21 protein-coding genes are annotated in these 24,288 nt (G+C 49.9%); 13 read left to right on the plus strand and 8 right to left on the minus strand.

All coding sequences use genetic code 11. The annotated features are described in order from the left end of the window. Positions 1 to 11: 11 nt before the first annotated feature. Positions 12 to 3,179: an efflux RND transporter permease subunit gene (locus FMS18_RS06135; protein ID WP_163292866.1), complete on the minus strand. Its 3,168-nt coding sequence runs from the start codon at positions 3,177 to 3,179 to the stop codon at positions 12 to 14. After that, the gene (locus FMS18_RS06140; RefSeq protein WP_163292867.1) at positions 3,172 to 4,494 is read right to left on the minus strand and encodes an efflux RND transporter periplasmic adaptor subunit; all 1,323 of its coding nucleotides are present in this window, start codon (positions 4,492 to 4,494) and stop codon (positions 3,172 to 3,174) included. The genes FMS18_RS06135 and FMS18_RS06140 overlap by 8 nt, the downstream gene beginning before the upstream one ends. Before the next feature lie 152 nt (positions 4,495 to 4,646). Between FMS18_RS06140 and FMS18_RS06145 the strand changes: the two genes are divergently transcribed. Continuing rightward, the gene (locus tag FMS18_RS06145; protein WP_163292868.1) at positions 4,647 to 5,246 is read left to right on the plus strand and encodes a TetR/AcrR family transcriptional regulator; all 600 of its coding nucleotides are present in this window, start codon (positions 4,647 to 4,649) and stop codon (positions 5,244 to 5,246) included. A gap of 76 nt (positions 5,247 to 5,322) precedes the next feature. Here the strand turns inward: FMS18_RS06145 and FMS18_RS06150 are convergent, their stop codons facing one another. After that, positions 5,323 to 6,717: a glutamate decarboxylase gene (locus FMS18_RS06150; RefSeq protein ID WP_163292869.1), complete on the minus strand. Its 1,395-nt coding sequence runs from the start codon at positions 6,715 to 6,717 to the stop codon at positions 5,323 to 5,325. Positions 6,718 to 7,354: 637 nt separating this feature from the next. On the opposite strand from FMS18_RS06150, the gene FMS18_RS06155 reads away from it, so the two are divergent. The 10 genes from FMS18_RS06155 to FMS18_RS06200 all read left to right on the plus strand — a co-directional run bounded on the left by FMS18_RS06155 (position 7,355) and on the right by FMS18_RS06200 (position 16,377). Then, positions 7,355 to 8,908 carry a BCCT family transporter gene (locus FMS18_RS06155; RefSeq protein WP_163292870.1) on the plus strand — a complete coding sequence of 518 codons (1,554 nt, stop codon included), beginning with the start codon at positions 7,355 to 7,357 and terminating at the stop codon, positions 8,906 to 8,908. Positions 8,909 to 9,023: 115 nt separating this feature from the next. Further along, on the plus strand, positions 9,024 to 10,901 hold the full coding sequence (locus FMS18_RS06160; protein WP_163292871.1) for an alkaline phosphatase family protein: 1,878 nt from the start codon (positions 9,024 to 9,026) through the stop codon (positions 10,899 to 10,901). A 195-nt stretch (positions 10,902 to 11,096) separates the two neighbouring features. Beyond that, positions 11,097 to 11,393 carry a DsrH/TusB family sulfur relay protein gene (locus FMS18_RS06165; RefSeq protein ID WP_239060958.1) on the plus strand — a complete coding sequence of 99 codons (297 nt, stop codon included), beginning with the start codon at positions 11,097 to 11,099 and terminating at the stop codon, positions 11,391 to 11,393. A 12-nt stretch (positions 11,394 to 11,405) separates the two neighbouring features. Further along, complete coding sequence (locus FMS18_RS06170; RefSeq protein WP_163292872.1) at positions 11,406 to 11,804, plus strand: DsrE family protein; 399 nt, start codon at positions 11,406 to 11,408, stop codon at positions 11,802 to 11,804. 10 nt (positions 11,805 to 11,814) lie between these two features. Then, positions 11,815 to 12,147, plus strand: a complete 333-nt coding sequence (locus tag FMS18_RS06175; protein WP_163292873.1) for a DsrH/TusB family sulfur metabolism protein — start codon at positions 11,815 to 11,817, stop codon at positions 12,145 to 12,147. A gap of 20 nt (positions 12,148 to 12,167) precedes the next feature. Then, on the plus strand, positions 12,168 to 12,599 hold the full coding sequence (locus FMS18_RS06180; RefSeq protein WP_163292874.1) for an OsmC family protein: 432 nt from the start codon (positions 12,168 to 12,170) through the stop codon (positions 12,597 to 12,599). Positions 12,600 to 12,640: 41 nt separating this feature from the next. Further along, complete coding sequence (locus FMS18_RS06185) at positions 12,641 to 13,222, plus strand: hypothetical protein (RefSeq protein WP_163292875.1); 582 nt, start codon at positions 12,641 to 12,643, stop codon at positions 13,220 to 13,222. 231 nt (positions 13,223 to 13,453) lie between these two features. Further along, complete coding sequence (locus FMS18_RS06190) at positions 13,454 to 14,458, plus strand: DMT family transporter (protein WP_163292876.1); 1,005 nt, start codon at positions 13,454 to 13,456, stop codon at positions 14,456 to 14,458. An 11-nt stretch (positions 14,459 to 14,469) separates the two neighbouring features. Beyond that, positions 14,470 to 14,745 carry a hypothetical protein gene (locus FMS18_RS06195; RefSeq protein WP_163292877.1) on the plus strand — a complete coding sequence of 92 codons (276 nt, stop codon included), beginning with the start codon at positions 14,470 to 14,472 and terminating at the stop codon, positions 14,743 to 14,745. A 162-nt stretch (positions 14,746 to 14,907) separates the two neighbouring features. Next, positions 14,908 to 16,377 carry a sigma-54-dependent Fis family transcriptional regulator gene (locus tag FMS18_RS06200; RefSeq protein ID WP_163292878.1) on the plus strand — a complete coding sequence of 490 codons (1,470 nt, stop codon included), beginning with the start codon at positions 14,908 to 14,910 and terminating at the stop codon, positions 16,375 to 16,377. 316 nt (positions 16,378 to 16,693) lie between these two features. Here FMS18_RS06200 and FMS18_RS06205 read toward each other — a convergent pair whose 3' ends face one another. Beyond that, on the minus strand, positions 16,694 to 16,876 hold the full coding sequence (locus tag FMS18_RS06205; RefSeq protein ID WP_163292879.1) for a hypothetical protein: 183 nt from the start codon (positions 16,874 to 16,876) through the stop codon (positions 16,694 to 16,696). Between the two features lie 74 nt (positions 16,877 to 16,950). On the opposite strand from FMS18_RS06205, the gene FMS18_RS06210 reads away from it, so the two are divergent. After that, the gene (locus FMS18_RS06210; protein WP_163292880.1) at positions 16,951 to 17,895 is read left to right on the plus strand and encodes a DMT family transporter; all 945 of its coding nucleotides are present in this window, start codon (positions 16,951 to 16,953) and stop codon (positions 17,893 to 17,895) included. Beyond that, on the plus strand, positions 17,888 to 18,751 hold the full coding sequence (locus tag FMS18_RS06215; RefSeq protein WP_163292881.1) for a YitT family protein: 864 nt from the start codon (positions 17,888 to 17,890) through the stop codon (positions 18,749 to 18,751). The genes FMS18_RS06210 and FMS18_RS06215 overlap by 8 nt, the downstream gene beginning before the upstream one ends. A gap of 88 nt (positions 18,752 to 18,839) precedes the next feature. Here the strand turns inward: FMS18_RS06215 and FMS18_RS06220 are convergent, their stop codons facing one another. From FMS18_RS06220 to FMS18_RS06235, 4 genes are read right to left on the minus strand one after another with little or no spacing between them, the layout of a single operon-like run. Next, on the minus strand, positions 18,840 to 20,015 hold the full coding sequence (locus FMS18_RS06220) for an ABC transporter permease (RefSeq protein ID WP_163292882.1): 1,176 nt from the start codon (positions 20,013 to 20,015) through the stop codon (positions 18,840 to 18,842). Further along, positions 20,012 to 20,680, minus strand: a complete 669-nt coding sequence (locus FMS18_RS06225; protein WP_163292883.1) for an ABC transporter ATP-binding protein — start codon at positions 20,678 to 20,680, stop codon at positions 20,012 to 20,014. The genes FMS18_RS06220 and FMS18_RS06225 overlap by 4 nt, the downstream gene beginning before the upstream one ends. Continuing rightward, the gene (locus FMS18_RS06230; RefSeq protein ID WP_163292884.1) at positions 20,680 to 22,449 is read right to left on the minus strand and encodes a PAS domain S-box protein; all 1,770 of its coding nucleotides are present in this window, start codon (positions 22,447 to 22,449) and stop codon (positions 20,680 to 20,682) included. Before FMS18_RS06230 ends, FMS18_RS06225 begins: the two co-directional genes overlap by 1 nt. After that, a complete protein-coding gene (locus FMS18_RS06235; RefSeq protein WP_163292885.1) occupies positions 22,440 to 24,065 on the minus strand; it encodes a TolC family protein in 1,626 nt (541 codons plus the stop codon). Before FMS18_RS06235 ends, FMS18_RS06230 begins: the two co-directional genes overlap by 10 nt. Positions 24,066 to 24,288: the final 223 nt, after the last annotated feature.

Raw genomic sequence — 24,288 nt, forward strand, 5'->3', positions numbered from 1 at the left:
GAGCACATCTATCAGGCTGTAACTTTGCGCATGGATTCCGCACATTTTTTCTTGCGGGTTAGAACAACAAACAAGGCCGGGATGAGTATCACTGCCCCCACTGTGGCTGTGATTTCGCCGAATATAATGGCCTGGCAGATGGGTGCCCAGCCGGGATCGGACAGGGCCAGCGGGGTCAGTCCGGCAAAGTTTGTGATGGTGGTACTGGTGATGGGGCGCAGTCTGTCTGCGGCACCTCTTCTGGCGGCTTCAAAAAGCGGGACTCCCTCCTTGATGTAGTTGCGGATGGTTTCCACAACAATGATGGCGTCGTTGACCACGATACCCACCAGAGCCACAATGCCGATGGCTGCGGAAAAGGAGAAGGGAAGGCCGAAGAGCATGAACCCGAAAAAGACTCCCACTTGCGAGAACAGAACCGTACTTAGAATGATGAGCGGATAGAGCAGTGAATCAAAGAGCAGGGCAAGGATAGCAAAAACAAGGATGATTGCTCCGCAGAGGGCTTTGAACATATTGGCGTAGGTTGTGTCAGCTTCCTCTTCTCCGATAACGGTATAAGAATATCCCTGTGGCCAGTTCTGTTGCATCCTTTTGAGGACCGGGGTCATAATTTGGATAACTTCCGGCAAGAATATGTCCTTGTTTTTGGCTAATACGGTGACCGCCCGTACTCCGTCCGCATGGAGGATAAGTGGCGTAGTCGTCGTCATACGCGGATTGGTTACGCTTTCAAGGGGTATGGAATCCCCCTCGCCGTCAATTATGCTAAGACCTTCAAGCTCATGCCAGCTTTTGGGACCTGCCATTTTTCCGTTCTGGCTGGGCCACCATGTGCCTATGCGGACTTCAAGATCATCTTGAGTTCCGGGCCGCTGATAGTCTGCGACCTTCTCATTTTCCATATAAACCATCATTTGAGCTGCGAGTTCATCGGCAGTTAATTCGTGATGGGCCAGAGCCTCCCGCATGGGCGTATAGCGCAGTTCGGTACGGGCCGGGCCTAAATTGTCGCGCACATCGTAGACTCCTGAAATGGAGTTGAGTTCATCTTTGATGTTTTGGGATATATCCCGCAAAGTTACGAAATCTGTGCCGACAACTTGAATTTGAATTGGATCTCCGTTTTCCGGTCCGCCACGCTGGGCATTTATATAAACTTTTGCTCCGGGCTGGTCCTTGAGTGCTTCCTCAAACTCTTGCTTAAGTTCGGATACGTATTCGAAGGCAATGCGCTCCCTGTCTTTACCGGGGATCAGGTAGCAGGCGAAGCCCATTATGTATGGAGTGTCTTCCCCCCGCATATGGTCGAAATCTGATGATTTGGAGTAGGCATCCTTGCCTCCCACCACGCGCATGATATTTTGGATGTATGTTTTTTTTTGCAGGATCGGGCTGAGTTTTTCAGCCACCTTGGAGGTTTCTTCAATGGGAGTGTCTCGGGCCAGTTCCACGCTTACACCGATGGTGCGCCCGTCTTCGTTGTTATAAAGGGTACTGCGCATCCCGGCAGTTGCCACGATGCTCAGGCAGAACAGTCCCAAGGCTCCGCCGATCCAGAGAGCAGCCCGCTTTCTGCTAGGAATGACATTGCGGCCCAGCCATCCGGAGAGCTTTGTTTCAAGATTATGTGATAGTTTGTCTATGAATCCCGGTTCATGGTTACCGCTTTTACCGAGAAAGGGGCGTAAAAGCGGTGGCCCGATAATGATGGAAACAATGAATGAGACAATGAGGCACACAGCCGCTGTTACCGGGATTATACGCATGAATTTTCCGTCAATTCCGGGAATCATGGCTAATGGGGTAAAAACTAAAATTGTGGTGACTGACCCGGAAAGCGAAGGAACTGCATAGGTGGATATGGTGTATTTTACTGCTGCGGTGAAGTTCATTTTCTTCAGGAAAAGGGCATCGTGCATGCCTTCCATGATAAGGATGAAATCGTCTACCAGCAGCCCCAGCGCGATGATCATTCCGATGATGACCAGCAGGTTGAAAGTGTAGCCCATGGCCCAAAGGATAGCGACCGTACCAAGCAGGGTCAGAGGTACGGACAAGGCCGCCACTGTTGCTTCTCGCCATGTCAGCAGCACGAGAAGTACACAAAAAACAGCCAGCATGGCTTGCCAGCCGTTGGTGAATCCCCTTTCCAGTTCGGTTTCAATCATTTCAGCCTGATTGCCTGTAAGTCGCCAGTGGACTCCTTCGGGCCAGATGTTTTCACTTTCAGCTTTAGACAGTTCTTTTTTTACCAGTGTGACAAGATCAATAGTGTCATATCCGGGTGATTTCAGGACAGACAATCCTACTACCGGCTCGAATTCGCCGCTTTCCCAGCTTAAGGAAGCTTGTTTGGCTCCTCTCATATGGCTTTTACGTACGGTGGCAATATCATCCAGACGCACGACACCGCCGCCGAAACGTTTGCCGATGAACAGTGTTTTGAGATCTTCAAGGTCATTATATGCACCGTCCATACGGAGTGAAAATTTCAGATCCTTGTTTTCAAATTTTCCCCACGGGGCATCCATGCCGTTCCGGGCGACCTTGTTGCGGACCAATGAGGCGGGTATTCCGTATTTCTTCAGTTTGGCGGGATGGAGTTGGATATGGATGACTTCTTTACGGATGCCGATTTTTCCGATTTTCCGAATGCCCGGAATCTGGCGCAGTCTGCGCCGTAACGAGACTCCCAGATCCTCAAGAACGGAAAGGCTGACATTCCCGGAAAGGGCGATGGTGGTGATGGGAATATCGTTAACTGTGGAAAATTCAATCTTAGGTTCTTTGGCACTTTTGGGCAGTTCATTTCTGGCTGTATTTATGCGCTGACGTAAAAGCTGCTGGCTTTCTCTAATGGAACAGTCCGCTTCGAAAGTTACAATGATGAGCGAAGTGCTGTAGATAGAGGTGGAACGGACCCGTTTTACTCCTTTGAGTCCGCGCAGCTCCTTTTCGATTTTCTGGGTGACGGATTTTTCCACCATGGCAGAGTTGGCTCCCTCCCAGTCGGTGGTGACATAAAAGGTAGGTACTTCCAGATCAGGCAGGCCCTCTTTATTCATGGAGTGGTAGGCTACCAGCCCAAAGCCGATAAGAATCAATCCCCAGATGATGGCCGGGACTTTGCGCAGAAAGAAAAAGGAAAAGATAGGGTTGTGTTTAGCGTTATTCATTGCTGTTCTCCATGGATTGGGAGGGGGCAATGATAGTAACTGGTGCACCGTTCACGACTTTTTTGCGTCCGCTGGAAACGACCAGCTCTCCCGCTTTAAGGCCGTTCAGAATTTCAGCAAAACGAGTATCCCGCAGTCCTATGGTCAGGTTTCTTCTTTGGGCAAAACCGTCCTTGCAGACAAAAGCATAGGGCTGGTTTCCGTCATAGAGCAGTGAACTTAGCGGGATGCGCAGGCTGTTTTCTTTTTTGTTTACCATTATCCAGCAGGTGACGAACATGCCGTCCTGTATGAAATGCTCTTGTTGTTTCAGTCGTGCTTTAACCCTGATAGCTCTTCTTTTTCCATCGACCTGCGGGCTGACCGACCAGATTTTGCCTTGCCGTTTCGGTGCGGTTTCATAGGTCATGCCCGGAGGCCATCCTTCAAAGCCCATGGCAATGTCTGTCGGCTGGCCTATGCGAACGCGACGGCCCTGTTTTTCCGGCAGGTTGAGTATTATTTCCATTTCTCCGGGATCAATGATGGTCATGGGTGCAGTGGCCTCAAGATCCGCATGGGTTGAATGTTTTACGTTTTCAGGCTGGAAATAATCACCGGCCTTGATGTTTATTCTGGCGATGATTCCATTAAATGGAGCGCGTAATTCCAGCTTTTCCGGCGAACGGCTTACTTTACCTAATTCAGCGCGGGAACGGTTCAGTCGTGCTTGTGCGGAACCGATTCTCAACTTAGCCGCAGCTAAAGCGGCTTCTGCTTTTGTAGAACTGTATCTGGACTGTTCGTATACGTTTTGGGCCAGGAATTTTTGCTCGTAAAGTTTCTTTTTGCGTTGGTGATCCTGCCGTGCTTCCGCAAGGGTTTCTTCCGCTTGTTTCAGGGTGGCCCGCAGTGCATCCAGTTCCCGCTGGGCCGCGAGGTGATTGGCTCTGCTTTGTGATACGTCCGAATGTTTGTCACGGGAGTCAATGCGGGCGAGTTGCTGTCCAGAGCTGCCTTGACCCGGTCCGTATACCGCAGAGCCTTCCCGGAGCGGACTTCCGTCTCTGTCTTGACCGATGAAGACAACCTTGCCGGGTTCTTCAAATTGGAGCGATAATTTGCGCACCGCCTGCGCGCGTCCTTCGGCCATGATCCTTTGGAATACAGGGCCGCTGGAAATAGTGTGGGCATTTATACGTAGCGGGGTCTGTTCTGTGTTTTTTGACTTTGCAATGGCGTCCAGTTCATCCAAGCGCCAAAGCCAGACGAAGATGACGGCAACAATTGCCATGGCAGCTAAAAGATACAGGCTTGTTTTTTTAAGGGACGGCATATCTATCTCTTTGGTTTGCAGCTGTTCTTTAAGAACGGCTGATATCAATATTATTAGAATGATTGTTCGATGAATTGTATGGGGTTCGTTTGACATAGCTACGGAAGCCGTGTCAATAAAATTCGAACAACCATTCGATAAATGAGGTGGCAATGGCCAGAAAAGTAGATCGGGAAGGAACAATCAAACGCAGGGGACAAATTCTCAAGGCGGCCGGAAAGTGCTTTGCTGTTAAGGGGTTTCACCAATCCAGTATGGCAGATATCTGCAAGGAAGCGGGGTTAAGCCCCGGCACAGTTTACCATTACTTCCGTTCAAAGGACGAGATGATTCTTCATTTTGCACAGCGGGAGTTGGAACAGGCACAGGAGTACGCCGAAGCCTTGGAAAATTTCGGCTCAGTTGAGGAGTTGGTTGATTTCACCATCTCGGCGATTCTGGGGTCTGAGGATCACGGGGAATTGCAGTTCTACCTTGAATTGCTGACCGAGGGAGGTCGTAACCGTGATGTGGGTAAGGTTCTGCTTCAAGCTGATGAAGTCGTATACTACGCCCTCAAGAAACACCTGACGAGGCTGGATATTCATGGTCATGGGGCTTCAAAGGGTTCTCTTGCCTACTATGTGGGGATGCAGATATCTGCGCTGGAAATATTCAAGCTGGAGGACCCTTCTGCCAAGGAGAGCAGGGAAGTATCCATGCTTTTTAAGAAGGGATTATTGAGTGTGCTGAACGGGGTAAAAGATAGTTGACCCCCCATTATTTCGATGAAGGATAAAGATCCCGGACAATCTCAGAATAAACCTGAGATTGTCCGGGATTAATTATTTATTTGGAAGAACTATGCGAATACCCACCGTATTCAGCTCCAAGGGAATTGGCTACCGGATTCTTCTCAAAGTAATCCAGACATCTTTTCATGTCTTCAATGAGCAGAGATCCAATGTCCCGGCTGACTCCGTGACGGACCAGAATACGCATCAGCACGAGATCTTCGCGGTGGGCGGGCATGGAATAGGCCGGAACCTGCCAGCCTCTGGAGCGCAGTTTGTCTGAAAGGTCGTAGCAGTTGAATCCTGTTACTGATTCTTTTAGTGACCATGATACTGCGGGAATGCCGCCTCTGCCGTTGTATACGATGTCGAATACGCCCAGCTTTTCGATTTCATCTGCAATATAGGCGGCGGTGTCGTAGCAGGCTTGATGAATTTTACGGTAACCTTCCCTGCCCAGACGCAAAAAGTTGTAATACTGGGCCACAATCTGGCCGCCGGGTCTGGAGAAGTTCAGGGCGAAGGAGGGCATGTTGCCGCCCAGATAATTGACCCAGAAAATAAGGTCGTCCGGGAGGTGTTCCCGGTCGCGCCAGATGATCCAGCCTACGCCCAACGGGGAAAGGCCGAACTTGTGGCCGGAAGTGTTAATGGACTTTACCCGTTCAAGCCTGAAATCCCATTCAAGGTCCGGGTCGCAGAACGGGGCAAGGAATCCGCCGCTTGCTCCGTCAACATGGACGGGGATATCCAGTCCGGTTTCATCCTGAAGTTTATCCAGTGCTTCGCATACTTCTTTGACCGGTTCGTAGTCGCAGGTGAAGGTCACCCCGAGAGTGGGAACCACGCCGATGGTGTTTTCGTCACACCGTTTGATCACCTCTTCGGGGCTCATGATTAAACGGTCTTTTTCCATGGGAATTTCGCGTAATTCAATATCCCAGTACTTGGCGAATTTGTGCCAGCAGATTTGTACCGGTCCGCAGATCATGTTCGGTTTATCTGTGGATTTTCCCTGCGCTTTCATTTTTTCACGCCAACGCCATTTCATGGCCATACCGCCGAGCATGGCGGCTTCGGATGATCCGGTGGTGGAGCAGCCGAGGGTGTTTGCCGCATCCGGGGAATTCCAGAGATCGGCCAGCATATGCACGCAGCGGCTTTCCAGTTCCGCTGTCTGGGGATATTCGTCCTTGTCGATCATGTTTTTGTCCAGACACTCGTCCATGAGCTGGTGGACTTCAGGGTCTACCCATGTGGAGCAGAAGGTCGCCAGATTCTGGCGGGAGTTACCATCGAGCATCAACTCATCATGAACTACCTGATATACATCCCTTGGAAGATGCTCCTGTTGAGGGAATTTATATTTGGGCATGGTCTGGGCCATATCGGATGAAGCATATACATCATCCATAAGTGCTTCCCTTATTTTGTCTTTTTCGTGCAGCATTTTGTATCTCCTGATATTATTGTTTGGATAAATTGGTTGGTATGCTGTGGGCATTTGCCGATATAGAGATGGCTTACAATTAATTTTAATTTTTACGGCACAGAATGGAAAAGATCAACCGGGGAGAATAAATATGTATGCTGCATCCGTATATCACAATGCTTTTTGAGGAAGTCTGCATGCAAATAAGACTGCTCTTGTTACTTTGTTACTTATCATAGACTGGAAATAGACTTGTGGAGTATGATTTCTGCGGGGAATCAATAATAAGTGACACTTTTTGTGTCATGGCGACAATGTTGTCGCAAAGCGTCTCGACCCTTGATAATCCGGGGGATTTGTCCGTATTGCTGTTTTTTGCGACACTATCGTCGCATACAGCTGGAAATGTAAAACTGTGCTATTGCGCTAACTTTCACAAGCTGTGCGTAGGTTTTGGTGAGTCCTTACTATTTTGGCCCGTTTATTGCTCAAAGCGAACACAATGCGGCTGCAGACGCATTAGCATGAATCTCATGCACCAAGGGGTGATTGCCGGATGACCGGCAGTTGCAAAATAGCACAATCAACATATGCTCTTTAGTTAAAAGTTAGTTATATAAAAGAGTTGCAAGCGTACTGACTTAAGGGAGGAAGTATGGCTACAAGTAGTAAGAACGAAGGGGCGGACCTTCGTCCGGATTTAAAAATTCTTGTTCCGGCAACGCTGGTGCTGTTCGCAATTATCGCGTGCTCCATTTTGTTTACCGAAACAAGTGAAAAAGTTCTCAAGGCTGCGTATGGCGCTTTTGCCAGCAACACTGGTACCATCTACCTGTGGGTTACCGTAGGTATGATGTTCCTCTGCGCTTTCTTCATGTTCTCCAGCTACGGCAACATCAAGTTCGGAGAAGAGGATGAGAAGCCTGAATTCAATAACTTCTCATGGATCGCCATGATGTTCTGCTCCGGTGTTGCCGGTGCGGTTATGTTCTGGTCCATTGTTGAGCCTCTGTTCAACCTGGCTTATCCTCCAAAATTCGCAGAACCCCTGAGCAGGGAGTCTTTTGAGTGGGCCATGTCCTACGTCCTGCTGCACTGGGGCCCCGTAACCTGGCCCTGGTATATGGTTACTGCACTGCCCATCTGCTACATGTTCTACAAGCGCAAGAAGCCTGTTCTGCGTATCAGTGCCGCTGCAGAGCCTGTTCTCGGCGAAAAAGTCAACGGCGGCATCGGCAAGGGAATCGAGGTGTTCTTCATCATCGGTCTCATGTTCTCCAATGCCGCGGTTATGGGCGTTTCCGTTCCTATTGTTAACCATGCGCTGGCTAAGACTCTCGGCATCGAGCCGAGCTTCACCATGGAAATGTGCATTCTTGCCGTGAGTGCTGTTATCTTCACCGCCAGTGTCTCCATGGGTCTGAAGAAAGGTATTAAGATCCTTTCCGACACCAACGTTGTCATCGCCCTTTCCATGGTTTTCTTCTGCCTCGTTGCAGGACCTACCGTATTTATTATGGACAACTTCACCAACTCCTTCGGGAATATGGTGGGTAACTTCTGGTCCATGATTTTCTGGACCGATCCTTACACCGACGGCTCCTTCCCGCAGGACTGGACAATCTTCTATGCCCTGTGGATGGCTTCCTACGGTCCTTTCATGGGCTTGTTCATCGCCCGTATCTCTCGCGGACGTACTGTAAGAAATGTTGTCGGTATGGGGCTGGCCGGTGGTATCGCCGGTTCTTACATGATCCATGCCGTATTCGGCGGTTACACCATGTGGGCTCAGCTTAATGGTGTTGTTGATGCTGTTGGCGTACTCAAGGCCAGCGGCGGTCCCGCAGCTCTGGTTGCGGTTCTCAGCACCCTGCCCGCAGGTTCCGTTGTACTCATCGGTTACTGCGTGTTCTCTACCATCTTCCTGGCAACCAGTGTTGACTCCTGCGCATACATCATCTCCTGCGCAGCAACCACCAAACTGGTTCCCGGACACGAACCCACCAGAGGTCACCGCTTCTACTGGGCTGCTGTTCAGGCTGGTCTAGCACTGGCGGCAATCACCATGGGCGGTCTTGGACCGGTTAAGATCTTTGCGAACTTTGCCGGCGCGCTTATGCTTATCCCCATCGGATTTGCCGTGGCTGCATGGTTTAAGATGGTCAAGGATGACAATGCACTTCTAATGTGCTGCACACCAAAGAAATAAACAACCTCGCGTAGCAAAGGGAAGGCCCCCTCGAGTCCTGACGGAGTAACCTCTCAGGGGTCTCCCCTTGCGCAAGAGAAAAATCATAAGTAGTTGAAATAAAAGGAGAAAGAAAATGGCAGACCAAGCTAAAAGAGTAGCACTGCTCGGATTTGACTGCGCAATCCCCAAGAGACTCGAAGCTCTTATCGAGGAAGGCGCACTGCCCAACTTTAAAAAGTTCAAGGCTGAAGGGTCTTATATGACTGAAGGGTATAACATGCCCACAGTTACCCCTCCTTCCTGGGCTACCATCTGCACCGGCGCGTTCCCCCGCACTCACGGCGTAGAGGACTACTACTATTACAACGAAGGTGAGTCCCTTCACTTCTCCAAGTGCGTTCAGGCTTTCGGTTCCGAAATGCTGACAGCCCAGACTATCTGGGATGCATGGGATAAGGCCGGTAAAAAGTCTATTGTTGTCAACTACCCCACCTCCTGGCCTTCCAAAATGGAAAACGGCATCATGGTTCAGGGTGAAGGCCTTTCCGCTGCTGAGCACCGCTGGCAGATCGAAGGTTACGAACACAAGGAATGGCTCTGTGCTGAATCCTGCGTAGCTACCGATTTTTACCCCATCGGCGTTCAGGCCCGTTTCGAAGAAGCTGAAGGCTGGAAAAACATCCCTGAAGAAGTTGAAGATCAGGAACCTCTGGAAATGGTCATTCCCATGGAATTCGGCCATGCCATGGATCCCCTCAAGCCTCAGACCTGGTACGGCCTGACCTGGGAATCCGATGATGACGGTTATGACATCTTCGCACTTTGTCCTGAAAAAGATTTCTCTAAAGCATTCTTCACCATCAAGTTGAAAGAGTGGAGTGATGTTGTTGAGCATCAGTTCCCCATTGAATCTGACGGTCGCATCGAGCCCGGTTACTTCCGCTGCAAGCTGATGGAACTCTCCGATGACGGTGATGATTTCAAACTCTACATTTCCGGTATCAACGGAACCAAGGGCTACTGCGCACCCGCAGACGCTCTCAAGAACGTAGACTTCACCAAAAACATCCTCGCCAATGACATGGGTTTTGTCGGTCACGCTAACGGTATCATCGATGATGAAACCATCATTGAACTTGCTCAGTTCCATTCCGAATGGCTCACCGAAGTCCTGACTACCCTCATGAAGGATAACCCGGATTGGGATCTGGTCTACATGCATACCCACCTCATCGACTGGTTCTACCACGGTTTCCTCGACCAGATGGACAGCGATGACGAAGCAGTTCGCGAACATGCCATGAACCTTGAGCGTGCCATCTACCAGATCGAGGACAAATACCTCGGCATCATGATGGAAGCTATGCCCGAAGATACGCTGACCTGCCTGATCTCCGACCACGGTGCAACACCTATCGGACCGATCCTCAACACAGCAGAAGCACTGAAACAGGCCGGCCTGACCGCTTATGAAGCTCGTGAAGGCGACGGTAACTTCTTTGATGAGTCCGAAGGCTTCAACTACGAACTCATCCCTGAGAAATCCAAGGCTGTGCCCCAGCGTTACATGTTCGTCTACGTAAACCTCAAATCCAAGTACCCCGGCGGTATTGTTGAGGACGAAGATTACGAAAAAGTACGTAACGAAATCATTGATGCTCTCTACGACTACAAACACCCCGAAACCGGTGAGCGTCCGGTTATGTGCGCCATCCCCAAAGAAGACGCGAAAGTCTTCGGCATGGGCGGCGAGCAGGCCGGTGACGTTGTATACGTTCTCAAGCCTGAATACATGGCTGAGCACGGCTACGGGTTCCCCACCGGTGAATCCGGATGCGGTTCCCTGAAGAACGTCATGATGTGGCGTGGCCCCGGCGTTAAGCAGGGTTATGTTTACGACCGTCCCCGCTGGCTGGCCGACGTTGTACCTACTTTCTGCCACGCAACCGGCAACCCGGTTCCCGCAGATACCGAAGGTGCAATCTGCTACCAGATCTTCGAAGATAAATAATATTTGACCCCCCATGGGTCATTCACACCTGATTCCGCTTAAGCGGTGTGGTTTAGCCTCCTAGTAATAAACCACACCGCCAGCGGGGCCCGGAGTCAACGGAACTTCGGCCCGTTCGGCACGGACCCCGGAAGAAGGTGGTTCATTATCTTAAAACAGCCCGTGACTTTGCTGAGCAAGGTGCGGGTAAAATAAATGGAGAACAGCATAATGCTCTTTTTCGTAAACAAGCCTGAAGAGAGAGTCCTTGAGCGCATCGCGCTTGTCGGTGGCGATGAGGACAAGGCCCTGCTTCTGGTCGGTGATGCCGTAACCTTCGGCACTGCCCACTGGGAAGAAAAACTCGAAGATATGGATGTGGAAGACATTTACGTGGCTAAAGATGCCGTGGATGGACGCAACATCGAACTCAGCGACAACTGTGAAGTGGTGGATTACGGCGAAATGGTCGACCTGCTGCTGGGCAGTGATGAAAAAGTCGTATCGCTTTAAGGAGAATGTGAGATGTCCAAGACCCTGACTATCATGCTTATGTCCGGTTCCGCTGAGAACGAAGACGCCCAGTTTGCAACAAATCTCGCAGAAGCGGCTCTTGAAAAAGGTCACAAAGTCCAGATGTATCTTTTCGGCAATGCCGTAAATATTTCTAAACAGGAAGTGCCCATCGAAGGCGATTTGCATATCGCACCCAGACTTGTTGATCACATTGAACCGACAAAGAATTTCGAACGCATTGCCCGGTTGACTGAAAAAGGTGCGGATATTTCCACCTGCCATACCAACGAGCATGCCCGCGGCATTGAATCCAAGGAATACGTTGACGGAGTTAAATGGGGCGATGTCGGCGGCTCTTTCACCAAATATCTCATGACCTCGGACGTAATGCTGTCCATCGGTCACTAGGAGGAAGATCATGATCAATTCCGCATGTCTGATCGTATCCAAACCCCTTGGTGTGGAGCTTTCCGCTCTCGGTATCCGCACCGCATGGGCCTGCCACCAGAACGGCTTTGAATGCAAGCTGGTCTTCTCTGAAGAAGGCGTCTGGTGTCTGACTGAAAATCCCGGCTACCACACTTCCATGATCAATGATTTCATCGGCGAAGACGGCGAAGTCGTTTGTATTCGTGAAGATCTCGAGAAGCGCGGTATCGATGAAGATGCGCTGGTGGATGGCGTTGAAGTCATTGATGCCGAAGAAGTTGCCGAGATGTGTGAAGACTTCGAAACCGTCAACTATTTCTAAAAGAATTTGAGGGAAGGAATATGTCCAAAGTAGAATTTGAACGTCTCGATGAAAATCGCGATTCTTTTAAGGTCGGTGCCAAAGCTGTTCCTGAAATCATTATGGATTTCTCCAGCATCACCCCCGAAGAACGCAATCAGGAAAGCATGGGCTCCCGCATGCTCTGTGTTGCTGCACTGGCCTGCTTTTCCAACACATTTATCAACGCCCTTGAGCGTAACGGCGCAGTCGTAAAATCCATGAAAGGCTCTGCTGAAGCCTCCAAGGATAAAGACGAAGTCATGCGTACCCGCTACACCGAACTGGAAATTAATTTCGAAGTGGGCCTTGAAGAAAAGGATCGCGAAATCTTCGAAACCGTAAAAGACAATATGCTTAACGGTTCCCTGCTTACCTACTCTCTCGAGGAAGGCATGGAAGTGGACTACAACCTGTCCATGGTAGCTGTTTAGTAATTAAAATATAAGTAAGTTTAAATTTAGGAGAAAATAAAATGGCAGATAAAAAAGTAATCCTCGTGGCTTGTGGCAGTGCAGCAGTTGACGCAGACGGCGCAGCTCTCAAGAAATTCATGAAAAAGACCGCAACCGTTGCTTCTTTTGACAACGACGGCGTTGTTGCTGCAGCTTCTGCAATTGAAGGCGCAGCTGTTGTTGCTCCCGAAGGCATCGCAAAAGTATTCGAAGAAGACGGCGCATACGCTGTTGTTGATCTCGGCGATGTAGACGGTGCTGCTCTTGAAGCCGCTGTTGCACAGATTTCCGATGCTGCTGACCGCCGCACCCTGATCGTCCTTGCTTGCAACGAAGGTCTCTACTTCGCAGGCCTCGGCATCAACAAAAAAGCAGGCAAAGTTGAGCGTTCCGCTACTGCTGCTGATATCATCGCAACCATCTGTTACGTTGCCGACCTGCTCGTTCCCGCAGACTGCACCGGCTCCGTCCTCTATCAGGTTCTCAAAGATCCCAACATGAAGATCAAGGAAGTAACCAAGCTCAAAGAAGCTCTCGCACGTATGGAAGTTGCTCTGCAGCGTGACAACCGCGAGCCCTGGGACAAGCACGACTGCGCCTAGGCAGCCAGCCTATAAAGCACCATCTGCTGCGTAAAGTGAATTGTTAGCGAGTCTTCGAGCTTACAAGATCTTACCCCTGTGGGGTGCGCGCCTTGCATCTGACGCTTTCTCGACAGCCTAGGATGCATGTTTCGAAGAGTTTAAGAGGGCCGGAGTACTCCGGCCCTCTTGTAATATTTAGATAACTGCCGTGAACTCAGGGGTGTGTCCACGGTAACGAGGGGTGAATTTATGAGTACTGCGACCGCAGCAACTCTTGAAGGGTTGAAACTTAAGCAGGACCTCGGTTTTGCAAAAAAAGGCCTTTTCTGGGCCTTGCTTTCCGGGATCACCTGGGGATTTGACGGGGTTGTTCTGGCCATGGCTTTCGGCATTGCCGCTTTTGCCGATGAAAGTGTCTGGCTGCTGGCCCCGCTGACCGTGGCCGGGCTGCATGATTGCTTTTCCGCTTTCTGGCTTTTTATCTACAATATTATTACCGGACGTATGAAGGAACTGGGCCGGACCCTGCGCAGTAAGTCCGCACGGCTGGTCATGCTCGGTGCGCTTTTCGGAGGCCCGGTGGCTATGTCCTGTTACTTTCTGGGAGCTAAATTTGCCGGGGCTGCATACGTGATGCCCATCACAGCTCTTTATCCGGCTGTTGCTTCCGTTTTTGCTTCCATTTTTCTTAAAGAACGCATCTGCAAAAGGGCCTGGGTTGGGCTGGTCATGTGTATCGTGGGCGGTATCGTAATCGGCTACACCCCGCCTGAAGGTGCGGTGGGTTCTGAATTCTACCTCGGCATCATGCTCGCGCTGGTGGCTACTTTCGGTTGGGGCATTGAAGGCGTGCTGGCCACTTCCAGCATGGACTTCCTTGATCCCGCTGTTGCCCTCAACGTGCGCCAGATTACTTCCGCATGTGTCTTCCTCGGTGTGGTCCTGCCCCTTGCCGGAGGCTGGGACATGATTGTGCCTGCTTTGACCAGCGAAGTTTCATGGGTTTTTCCGGTGGCCGCATTTTCCGGTGCCCTTTCCTATCTCTGCTGGTACCGGGCCATGAACATGACTGGGGTTAGCCGGGCCATGGCCATCAACATCACCTATTCCCTGTGGGGCATCTTTTTCAGTGCCCTGCTTACCGAGATTGAAATTACTACATCCCTGCTTATCGGGGCGGCCATCATCACCATCGGTATGGTCATGGTTGTGGGGAATCCCAAAGACATGGTTAACCTCCGTAACGTGGACTAAGGAGAATTGATATGAATATGCAGATTCAGAAGCCGCTTAAGCTGTACATTGCCGATCTTTTCGGTAACGGCGAACCCCTTGATGTAAAAGGGATTCATGAACTGGTCAGCGCCTATTATCCCGGTGAAAAGTATTGTTCTGTGAGTACCATTGCCGAGCATCTTAAATCCCTGAAAGCCGTAGGTCTTCTTCATGAGGAAGGGTCCTATGTGGATGATGGTGGTGAGCTGGTATCCGTATACCGTATTTCAGAATACGGATTGGATAAGCTTCATAAAGCGCAATAGTTATAGGCGGCTGACTTCATTAAAGAGTCAGCCGCCTTTTTGATTATTATATTGCGTACATTAGTGTATGCTTTTTTTACTTGCACTAAACTGCTTTGGGACATAAGTGTCGCCAAAACAACGACACAACTGTCGTGCAGTCCTGTAGGTGGAGGGGTTAGCATGAGCAAACCGACATATGATGAGCTTCTTGAGCAATGCCGCAGTTTTGAGGAGCAGATCAAAATTTCCAGAGAAACAGCGAAAGAGTTGCAGGAAAGTAAACTGCAACTGACCCGCCTTTTTAACAACCTTCCGGGAATGGTTTACCGTTGTTCACTTGACGATAATAACCATCCGACACTCGATTTTGTCAGCAAGGGGAGCAGTGATCTTTTCGGAGTCGCACCGGAATTTTTTACAGATCAGCATACCAATGTCATGGAAACTCTGGCCCATCCGGATGACCTTTCCTCTATGCGTAAAGAGCAGAATGCCGCCATCCTGAACCATCGATCCTACAAGCTTCTTTACCGGGTCTGTCTTGATTCAGATCGCCAGAAGTGGATTTGGGATCAGGGCGAATGCCTTTATGATGAAGATGGTAATCCTTCCGTTCTTGAAGGGATCATGGTTGATGTCAGTGCCCAGAAATTACGTGAATACGAACTCATGCAGGAAAACCAGAATTTGCGGGGGACCCTTGAGGATCGTTTTAAGTTCGGGAGCATCATCGGAAAAAGCAACGGCATGCGCGAGGTTTTCAAGCTGATCATGAAGGCTGCCAAGCGCGACTCCAATGTGATCATCTTCGGTGAAACCGGGACCGGTAAGGATCTGGTGGCCCAGACCATTCATGAACAGAGTGGGTCCGAGGGGACTTATGTCCCGGTCAACTGCGGGGCTATCCCGGCCAATCTGATGGAAAGTGAATTTTTCGGCCATGTGAAAGGTGCTTTTTCCGGCGCAACCTCCGATCGCCAAGGCTATCTGGCTGCTGCTGACGGGGGGACCCTGTTTCTTGATGAAGTGGGGGAGATTGATCTCGCCTTGCAGGTCAAGTTGTTGCGCGCTCTTGAGAGCAGACTTTATACCCCGGTGGGCGGAACCGAGCCGCGTTCTTCAAATTTCAGGCTCATTGCCGCTACAAACCGGGACCTCAGCGAGTTGGTCCGGCAGGGGTTGATGCGTTCGGATTTCTTTTTCCGTTTGCATGTTTTGCCCATCCATGTTCCGCCCCTGCGGGAAAGGATTGACGATCTACCGCTGCTCATTAATGAATTTATGTCCCGCTATCTGGGCCGGACAGATTCCCTGCCGCGCATTCCCGGTAAAATACGGGCAGCCATGGACCATCATCATTGGCCCGGCAATGTCCGCGAATTGCAGAACGTGCTGGAGCGTTACCTTACTTTTGGTGAAATGGTTTTCAGCGATTTGGGCATACATGCACCAGAATCAGGCCCGGATGTGGGGGAAGCTGTTAAGATGTTCGAGTCCGGATCAACTTTTTCTGAATCTGTTGAAGCCTTTGAAAGGCATGTTTTGCTTAAAGCACTTGAGCGTAATCATTGGAAAAAAGGTGCCACTTCCACAGAACTTGGCTTAAATATGCGTACCATGCAGCGAAAGCTTAAAAAATACGGGCTTTAATTAGCTGTAAAATACGACAACTGTAGCGCGTTGCGACAATGTTGTCGTAAATTAAAAAATCACATAAATTAAGGCGTTTTACGCAATAAAAGCGAAAGAAGGCGACAGTAATGTCGCCTTCTTTCGCTTTTATACACTGTAGTGTCTATAAAGATTAAATATATCAGTATGTTAATAGAGTGGCACACCATATGCTTTAGGGCAGATTGATTGTGCTACCGGTTTTTATCGAAACAAGACATAAGCCTTGATCGAGTAAAAGCTCTTGGAAAGCTACAGGGTGCATTAAGGGTGGCAACCGTTGGACCCACGGTCTTTATGCTTCGGGATACTGCAAAAAATTTATCTCTTTGGTTGCAGCATCTTTTCCGCCGGACTCCTCAACGCAATGAAGTCCGGTTTCCGCCAGAAGCGTCACCAGTCCCACTTTCCAAGAGCTTGTCCGGTAACGAGATATTTGAACCGACATCCTTGAAGTATGGAAATTTCCTATCGGCATATTTCCCCACAAAGAGGTTTAGGCCTGCCCGCTTAGAAGCGGGCGGGCCATCATAATATTTTAGGAGCTGGACTATGAATTGGAGTGAATTCAAAAAAACTGAAAAGGCGGGATACCTCTTTATTATCCTTGGTATTCTTAACTGGAGCGGTAATTTTGTTGCTGCCCGTGGATTGGCCGGGACCATTGATCCCGCAACACTCAATCTGTTGCGCTGGGTGCTGGCTACGCTGGTTTTTCTTCCTTTCGGTCTCAAAGCTTTTATTGAAGAACGTCATCTGGTGGCCCGCTACTGGAAAGAGCTTTCCGTTATCGCCCTTTGCGGTATCTCCCTTTACGATACCCTTGTTTTCATTGCCGGGGAGACATCCGAAGCGTTGAACATGTCCCTTATTTCAACTTTGTCCCCTTTGCTTACTGCATTGATTGCCCAGTTTTTCATGAAGGAAAAGCTCAAGCCGAGCATGTATGCCGGGATTGCCGTCAGCACCTTCGGAGTTGCCCTGTTGGTTACTGACGGTAGTCTCGATGTCCTTTTGAACATGCATCTCGCCAAGGGCGATCTGCTAATTCTCTGTACGGCCATGATGTCCGCAATTTACAACACTGTTGTAAATAAAGTGGCCGGAAAGATCAGCCAGACCACTTTGCTCATGTCCTGCTGCCTATTCGGTACCCTGTACATTATTCCCCTGTATTTCTGGGAAACCGGGGGGCAGGTTGTGATGCCTGAATTTACCTACAACCTCGTTGTTTCACTCATTTACCTTTCTGTGTTTGCCTCCATTTTTTGCTACCTGTTCTGGAATATGGCTGTTGAGGCTATCGGAGCTTCCAAGGCAGCTCTGTTTTATTATACCCTTCCCCCTGCAAGTGCTGTGGTGGCCTGGTTCGTTATTCACGAACCGGTAAATCTTAATCAGGTCTTCAGCGGTCTGATAATTCTATCCGGAATTATTTTTGGATTATACGGTGGCTCCCTCCGTTTTATGAGGCGTAAGGCACCAAACTATGGATAATAAAATCAGGCAGGTCAGCGATTCGTTGATCTGGAATATTTTCCTGCTCATGGCCGGGGCGTTTGTTTTTATCATCGGGTACAACGGCATAGCCGCACATCATAATTTTGTACCCGGAGCCCTTTACGGTCTTGCTGTTGTTGTGCAGAAGATATCACCGGAACTAACTTTGTCCCGGTGGTATCTTCTTTTGAATCTTCCATTGTTCATTCTGGCTTGGAAAGGTGTAAGCCGCAGATTCTTTTTTCTTAATCTGCTGACCATGGCTACGGTCACTGTGCTTACTTCCTATGTGCATATTGACCTTGGAATCCGTAACGAAATGTACGCTGCCATTGCTTCCGGTGCCATGATGGGAGCCGGGTGCGGAATTATCCTGCGGACCTACGGAGGCGGGGGCGGGCTTGACGTTGTAGCGGTTATTCTCAACCAGCGTTACGGGATCAGGTTCGGTCCGTTTTATTTTATGGTCAACGCCGTTGTCATGGGGTTTGCCCTGAGTCGTTTTACCCCGGACAAGATCATCGCATCGCTGCTCATGCTTTTTATCAGTTCGGTGTTGACCGAGTACGTGCTTTCGCTTTTCAACCAGCGCAAAGCCGTGCGTATTATTTCCCGCAAGGCCGAAATAATTGTTCATGAGCTGACCCGGTCCAAAAAGATGCACGCCACCATCATTCCCGGCAAGGGCGGTTATTCCGGTGAGCGCATCGATATGGTTTATTCCATTACCGATAACCTGCGTTTACGTTCCCTTGAGCAGGTGGTTTTTGATATTGACCCTGAAGCCATCTTTGTGGTTGAAAACACTTTCAACGTCATTGGACAGAATATTAACAAACGTAAGGCGTATTAAAATTTCCATCTCCACATCCAATTGAAAAAGGGTTTGCGGCTAATGCTGCAAACCCTTTTTCTAATTAGGAATGGTTTGAATAATGTCATCAGGAGCGCAAAGCATCAATTGGGCTTAGAGCTGATGCCTGCCTTGCCGGGTAGTAACCGAAAAAGATACCGACCGCTGCTGAAACCCCTACACCCAGCATGACTGCTTCTTCTGAGACGAAGAAGGACCAGCTGGCAAAGTTGCAGATGATGGCCGTGGCTCCGACTCCCAGTGCCGTTCCGACCAGCCCGCCGATGAAAGAGAGGATGATGGATTCTACCAGAAACTGGAATTGGATATCCTTTCGTCTTGCCCCGATGGCCCGGCGGATGCCAATTTCTTTTTTGCGTTCGGATACCGAAACCAGCATGACATTCATGACTCCCACACCGCCGACAATAAGGGAAATGGAGCCGATGGCCCCCAGCAGGGCGGTGAACATGCGCATTTGTTTTTTCATCTGCGCTACCAGTTCTTCCGCGCTGGTGACCCTGATTTCAGTTTTAGATGTGAGTTTGAAATAATTTTTGAGTTGCTGAGTCGCCTGTTCACTGATGCCGCTTTCCACCATTCTGGCTCCGAAGGTGTTGATCTGGGGGCGGTCCTGACTGCGCATGGCGGTCTTGATGGGGATCATGATCCCCTCGTTTATTTCGTAGGGCGTGAACGTTCCCATGGGCACGGCCTCCGCTGTGCCGATAACAGTGTAGATACGTTCGTTAAATATTATTTCCTTGCCCACGGGATTTTTTTCGCCGTTTTCTCTGAGCCATTTTACTTTACTGCTGCCGAGAACGCAGAAGGCTGCATGCCCGTCAAGGTCGGAAATGAATCTACCCGCTTTGATGGGGATTTTATAGAGCCGTGCGAATTCTTCGGTAACACCCAGTGCGGGACAGGATGTCCGCTGGCCTGAAAATTTTAGATCATTATAAAATGATACATAGGGCGAGACAGTGCGTATTGTGGAACAACCCTGCGGGATTTTGAGTACGTTCTGAAGGTTGAAGCCTTGATTGCTGCCTTTGCTGCTGTATTCCTGCTGCACGGAGCAGACATCAGTGCCCATTTCCTTGAACTGGCGGATAACCTCGTTTTCAACAATCTGGCCCACAGTAACCATGGCGATTACCGAGCCGATGCCGATAACAATACCGATCAGGGCCAGCAATGAACGTTGCTTGGCACCCATAAGGGAGCGTAATGATTCCCTGATGTTTTCACCTAAGATCATGCGCCCTCCAGTCTGCCGTCCCGCATGCGGATGGATCGTTTGCATCGTTTTGCCAGACCGGGATCATGAGTGATGATGATCACGGTAATCCCTTCTTCTTTGTTCAGGCTCAGGAAAAGGTCCATGATGTCCTTTCCGGTGGCTGTATCCAGTGCCCCGGTAGGTTCGTCTGCCAAAATAAGCGAAGGGCCTCCGCATAGGGCGCGGGCAATGGCCACCCTTTGCTGCTGTCCGCCGGAAAGTTCATTGGGACAGTGGGTTCCGCGTTCACCCATGCCGACTTTGGTGAGCATTTCTTTGGCGAGTTTTTCCCGTTCTTTTTTGGGTACTCCCCGGTAGAGCAGGGGCAGGCAGACATTATCAAGGGCGCTCAACTTGGGCAGTAAGTGGAATTGCTGGAAGACAAAGCCGATTTCATGGTTCCTGATGGAGGAAAGCTCATCATCGCTCATTTTATCGGCCAGCTTGCCGTTAAAGCGGTATTCGCCTGATGTAGGCTGATCCAGAAATCCCAGAATATTCATGAGTGTGGATTTACCGCAGCCAGATGATCCAAGGATGGCTACAAGTTCTCCTTCAGCCACATTGAGGTTCACCCCTTTGAGGACTTCCACTTCAACGGTGCCCAGCAGATAGGATTTATGTACGTCCTTGATGCAGAGCATTAGAAGTCTTCCGTGCTTAGCAGGATTGTTGCGCCGGGCTCAATGCCGGAGAGGATTTCCACCTCGGTGATGGTGGTGTATCCGGTTTCAACGTCCACTTCACGGATGGTCCCGTCTTTTTCTTTTATTTTCAGGAAGGTTCTGCCGCCGGACCTGTTGATGGCCGGAAAGGGGACCATGAGCGCGTTATTGTTAGAGTATGTTTCCACCTGCATGTTGGCGGTCATGCCGATGCGCACGTTCTTGCTTACATCTTTGGGCAGGTGGGGCAGACGGATGGTGGTCTCGAAGGTCGGAACCTTGCCTTCACCCCCCGCCTGTGAGGAGATCATGGCGATCTCGCCTTTGAGTTTGTGGTCCGGGAAAGCATCCCCGGTAACTGTGACCGGCTGGCCCAGTTGCAGGCTGTTAATGTTCAATTCATCAACTTTTGCGGAAATGGATAAGCCTTCAAGGCTGGCAATGGAGAGCAGCGGCTGGCCTTCGGTCACACTCATGCCGCTGGTAACTTCCTTGGCATCGGCTTTTTTGGAATTGGGGCGCAGGGCCACGCCTGAAACCGGGGCGGTGACCATGGCCCGGGACATTTTGTCTTTCAGGGTTTTGTAATTTGTCTCAGCATTGGCAAGTTCCATGCGGGCAATCTCTACATATTCCTTGTCCCCTTTATTGAGTACATCGCGGTAGTTTTCCTGACAGGAAATGAGCCGGGATTCGTTGTTTTTTAGTTCCTGTTCCGAGGTGTCATACTGGTTTTTGGGGATGATGCCTTTTTCATAGAGCATCTTGTCCTCATCAGCCTTGGCCTTGGAGCTGTTCAGGGTCCGTCTGGCCTGTTCCAGTTCCCGCCGGGCTTTTAGGACTTCGGAGGTTTTTTTCCAATTGGTCAGCTCGTAAAATTTCTTGCGGGACTTGATGTACTCGGTAAATGCAGAACGCATTTTGCTGGCGATCTCGGAAGTATCCAGTGTTATGATGGTCTGGTTGCGGGGGATGCGTTCCCCGTAGAAAAAGTCGGTTTTGGTGACAATCCCATTAAACGGAGCCACAAGGGTCAGTTCCTCCAGTGGAGCCACAACCCCGGAAAGGGAGATGGAGCGGGAGAACGGGCGGGGGGTGACCGTAATACTCTGGTATTTTTTTTCAGCACTTGGCTCAGGACTTGATTTAAAGGTCTCGGGTATTTCCACAAAAGTCGGATTGAACCAGAAGAAGCCGCCCACGCCGCAGAAAAAACAGAATACGGCAATGATGAGCATGAAGCGGATTTTCTTTCCTTGGGTGAGCGATGCTTTCAGAGCCTTGTTGGATTCATCCGCATCACGCATGGCCCGGGTCAGGTCATGATTGAGTTGCTGTTCTTCCTGCCGCAGCTTTTCAATTTCGGTAACATCGCGCAGGACCAGTACCGCGCCTCCAATGTTGCCGTCTTTGTCGCGCATGCGGGAAACACTGACCGAGAGGTAAAGCTTTTCCCCATCTTCTTTGTAATAGGGCGTTGCCCGGTTGCTGATGATGCAGTCTTTGTAGACGGAATCCAGCAGGGCCTGCATGAATTCATCATTTTCTTCCACCGGGGGGACTACAGCCATGAGCGGCATGCCTTCAAGCTCATCCCCGGAAATACCCAGCATTTTGGCCACCGAGGGGTTGGCCCCGGTCACAATCCCTTTGTTGTTCAGGATCATGACCCCGTCATTCATGACTTGGAATATTGTTTCCCGGAAAGGGGTGATGAGCATTTTGTCCATGATTTTCCCTACCACCATGTCCACATCAGGGGGCGGATTTCGTTATTAAGATCTTCTTCCAATTGTTTGTCATCATGTTTGAACTTAACATGCCATGTTTCCATGGTTGTGCCCAGAATCTGATCAAGGGTCAGCAGGGCCTGAATATATGAAATATGTTTTGAGGTTTCCGCGAGCTGGGCCTGCACAAGCTGGTTCTGGTAGGAGACAACTTCGAAGTTAGTTGTGCGCCCTACCATGAGCTTGGTGTTTTCATTTTCCAGCTGCAAAGCTTTGAGTTCGGTATTTTTCTTAGCCAGTCCAATCATTTTCCAGCGCATTTTTACATCGCGCACGGCATTGGCCACTTTGGTCTGCAAGTCGGTCTCAGCCCTTTTAAGCTCAAGTCTGGCTTTGCGTTTGTTGACCTTGGCAGTGAGCAGCTTTTTCTTTCTTTCCAGCTGGTCATCCCCCCATAAATTAATAGGAGCCTTCAGTTCTATACCCGCGGAAAGTTCATCTTCACTGGTGGACGCGGAATATGTGTTTTTTAATGTCTGTGTTTCTTCGTATCCGCCCTTGAGGTCCAGCTGCCATTCTCGTTCGTTCTCAGTCATCATGGCGTTGATGTCCGATTGAGTGACCGCAAAGACTTTGCCCATGTAGGCCTGATTGTTTTTCAGGGCTACCTGCATGCAGCGTTCATAATCCGGTTCCACATCCTGTATATCGTCCTCGATCGGGTCAATTTCAAGACCAGGGTCCATTTCAAGATGATTGAGCAGGTCGCGGCGGGCTTTATCAAGACTGTTCAAAGCTTCTTCAAGGGAGAGCCTGCCCGAAGCCACATCTGCTTCAGCCTGAACCACGTCACTGGCGGACATGCGTCCCATTTTCTGTTTGAATTTGTTTACTTCCAGCAGTCGTTCCGAGCGTTCAAGGGCCTGTTTCTGTATTTCCAGATTTTCTTTGGCCTGCTTGAAGGTGAAATAGTAGTTGAGGCCGTTGCTGATTAATGTGCTCAGGTTGTCGCGCAGGGTAAGAATATTGAGTTTGTCAGTAATGCGGGCCAGCCGGATGGAGGCCATATTGTAATCCATCCCGGCCCCTTTAAGCAGAGGCTGGGTCAGTTCAATACGCCATTTGGAAGATGATTCACGGGTGTAGGTCTGGGTGCGTGAGACTGATGAATCCCCGTCGTATTCCAGAGTTCCGGCACTGTTTTCGGAGTAATTATTGTCCCAGACAAAGGAAAGCTCTCCGCCGGTGGGAATCTTCTGGGTAATGGAGGCCTTGGCTCCGGCGTTCCATTTTGAGGCCGGGGTCTGGGTGCCGTTGTCGGAAATACGCATATTGCGCTGAAAGGCCTCGGCATTAAAGGAACCGTCGATATTGATAACCGGTTCGAATTTGGCTTCCGCTTTTTCAAGGTCGAATTTTTCAGTAACCCGTTGCAGATAGTTGGTGGCAACATTGGAGTTATTGCGGATGGTCAGACGCACCACCTCGTCCATGGACAGGGTCAGGATGCCGTTGTTCACCTGCGTCTTTGTTCCGTTCTGCGCATGTGCGGAAACGGATATGGAGAAGACGCAAAGTAGGGACAGCATTAATGCGGTCTGTATTTTTCGAAGCAGCTTATCAGTCAGATTCATAGAAGCAACTGGTTCAGAAATATTGTTATTAAGGTTGTCCGGTAAATAAAATAATGGCGTAACTTAATATCAATCCTGATTTTCGTAAAGGAGGATTGCTTGTTGAGCTGTTAAAAGAGAAAAAGACTTGTCGGGGAAGTTCGGTAGGGGGTGGGTGGTAAAATGGAATGCTGTTGTAATTTGGGAAACGGAAGCAGCTAAATTGGGTTTATCTAAGTAAAAT

Source organism: Desulfovibrio sp. JC022, from assembly GCF_010470665.1.
Classification (GTDB): Bacteria; Desulfobacterota; Desulfovibrionia; order Desulfovibrionales; family Desulfovibrionaceae; genus Maridesulfovibrio.

What these genes read in the sequence shown, in the direction of transcription:
- FMS18_RS06135 (WP_163292866.1), bottom strand. Translation starts at nt 3,179, where the DNA reads ATGAATAACGCTAAACACAACCCTATCTTTTCCTTTTTCTTTCTGCGC.
- FMS18_RS06140 (WP_163292867.1), bottom strand. Translation starts at nt 4,494, where the DNA reads ATGCCGTCCCTTAAAAAAACAAGCCTGTATCTTTTAGCTGCCATGGCA.
- FMS18_RS06145 (WP_163292868.1), top strand. Translation starts at nt 4,647, where the DNA reads ATGGCCAGAAAAGTAGATCGGGAAGGAACAATCAAACGCAGGGGACAA.
- FMS18_RS06150 (WP_163292869.1), bottom strand. Translation starts at nt 6,717, where the DNA reads ATGCTGCACGAAAAAGACAAAATAAGGGAAGCACTTATGGATGATGTA.
- FMS18_RS06155 (WP_163292870.1), top strand. Translation starts at nt 7,355, where the DNA reads ATGGCTACAAGTAGTAAGAACGAAGGGGCGGACCTTCGTCCGGATTTA.
- FMS18_RS06160 (WP_163292871.1), top strand. Translation starts at nt 9,024, where the DNA reads ATGGCAGACCAAGCTAAAAGAGTAGCACTGCTCGGATTTGACTGCGCA.
- FMS18_RS06165 (WP_239060958.1), top strand. Translation starts at nt 11,097, where the DNA reads ATGGAGAACAGCATAATGCTCTTTTTCGTAAACAAGCCTGAAGAGAGA.
- FMS18_RS06170 (WP_163292872.1), top strand. Translation starts at nt 11,406, where the DNA reads ATGTCCAAGACCCTGACTATCATGCTTATGTCCGGTTCCGCTGAGAAC.
- FMS18_RS06175 (WP_163292873.1), top strand. Translation starts at nt 11,815, where the DNA reads ATGATCAATTCCGCATGTCTGATCGTATCCAAACCCCTTGGTGTGGAG.
- FMS18_RS06180 (WP_163292874.1), top strand. Translation starts at nt 12,168, where the DNA reads ATGTCCAAAGTAGAATTTGAACGTCTCGATGAAAATCGCGATTCTTTT.
- FMS18_RS06185 (WP_163292875.1), top strand. Translation starts at nt 12,641, where the DNA reads ATGGCAGATAAAAAAGTAATCCTCGTGGCTTGTGGCAGTGCAGCAGTT.
- FMS18_RS06190 (WP_163292876.1), top strand. Translation starts at nt 13,454, where the DNA reads ATGAGTACTGCGACCGCAGCAACTCTTGAAGGGTTGAAACTTAAGCAG.
- FMS18_RS06195 (WP_163292877.1), top strand. Translation starts at nt 14,470, where the DNA reads ATGAATATGCAGATTCAGAAGCCGCTTAAGCTGTACATTGCCGATCTT.
- FMS18_RS06200 (WP_163292878.1), top strand. Translation starts at nt 14,908, where the DNA reads ATGAGCAAACCGACATATGATGAGCTTCTTGAGCAATGCCGCAGTTTT.
- FMS18_RS06205 (WP_163292879.1), bottom strand. Translation starts at nt 16,876, where the DNA reads ATGCCGATAGGAAATTTCCATACTTCAAGGATGTCGGTTCAAATATCT.
- FMS18_RS06210 (WP_163292880.1), top strand. Translation starts at nt 16,951, where the DNA reads ATGAATTGGAGTGAATTCAAAAAAACTGAAAAGGCGGGATACCTCTTT.
- FMS18_RS06215 (WP_163292881.1), top strand. Translation starts at nt 17,888, where the DNA reads ATGGATAATAAAATCAGGCAGGTCAGCGATTCGTTGATCTGGAATATT.
- FMS18_RS06220 (WP_163292882.1), bottom strand. Translation starts at nt 20,015, where the DNA reads ATGATCTTAGGTGAAAACATCAGGGAATCATTACGCTCCCTTATGGGT.
- FMS18_RS06225 (WP_163292883.1), bottom strand. Translation starts at nt 20,680, where the DNA reads ATGCTCTGCATCAAGGACGTACATAAATCCTATCTGCTGGGCACCGTT.
- FMS18_RS06230 (WP_163292884.1), bottom strand. Translation starts at nt 22,449, where the DNA reads ATGGTGGTAGGGAAAATCATGGACAAAATGCTCATCACCCCTTTCCGG.
- FMS18_RS06235 (WP_163292885.1), bottom strand. Translation starts at nt 24,065, where the DNA reads ATGAATCTGACTGATAAGCTGCTTCGAAAAATACAGACCGCATTAATG.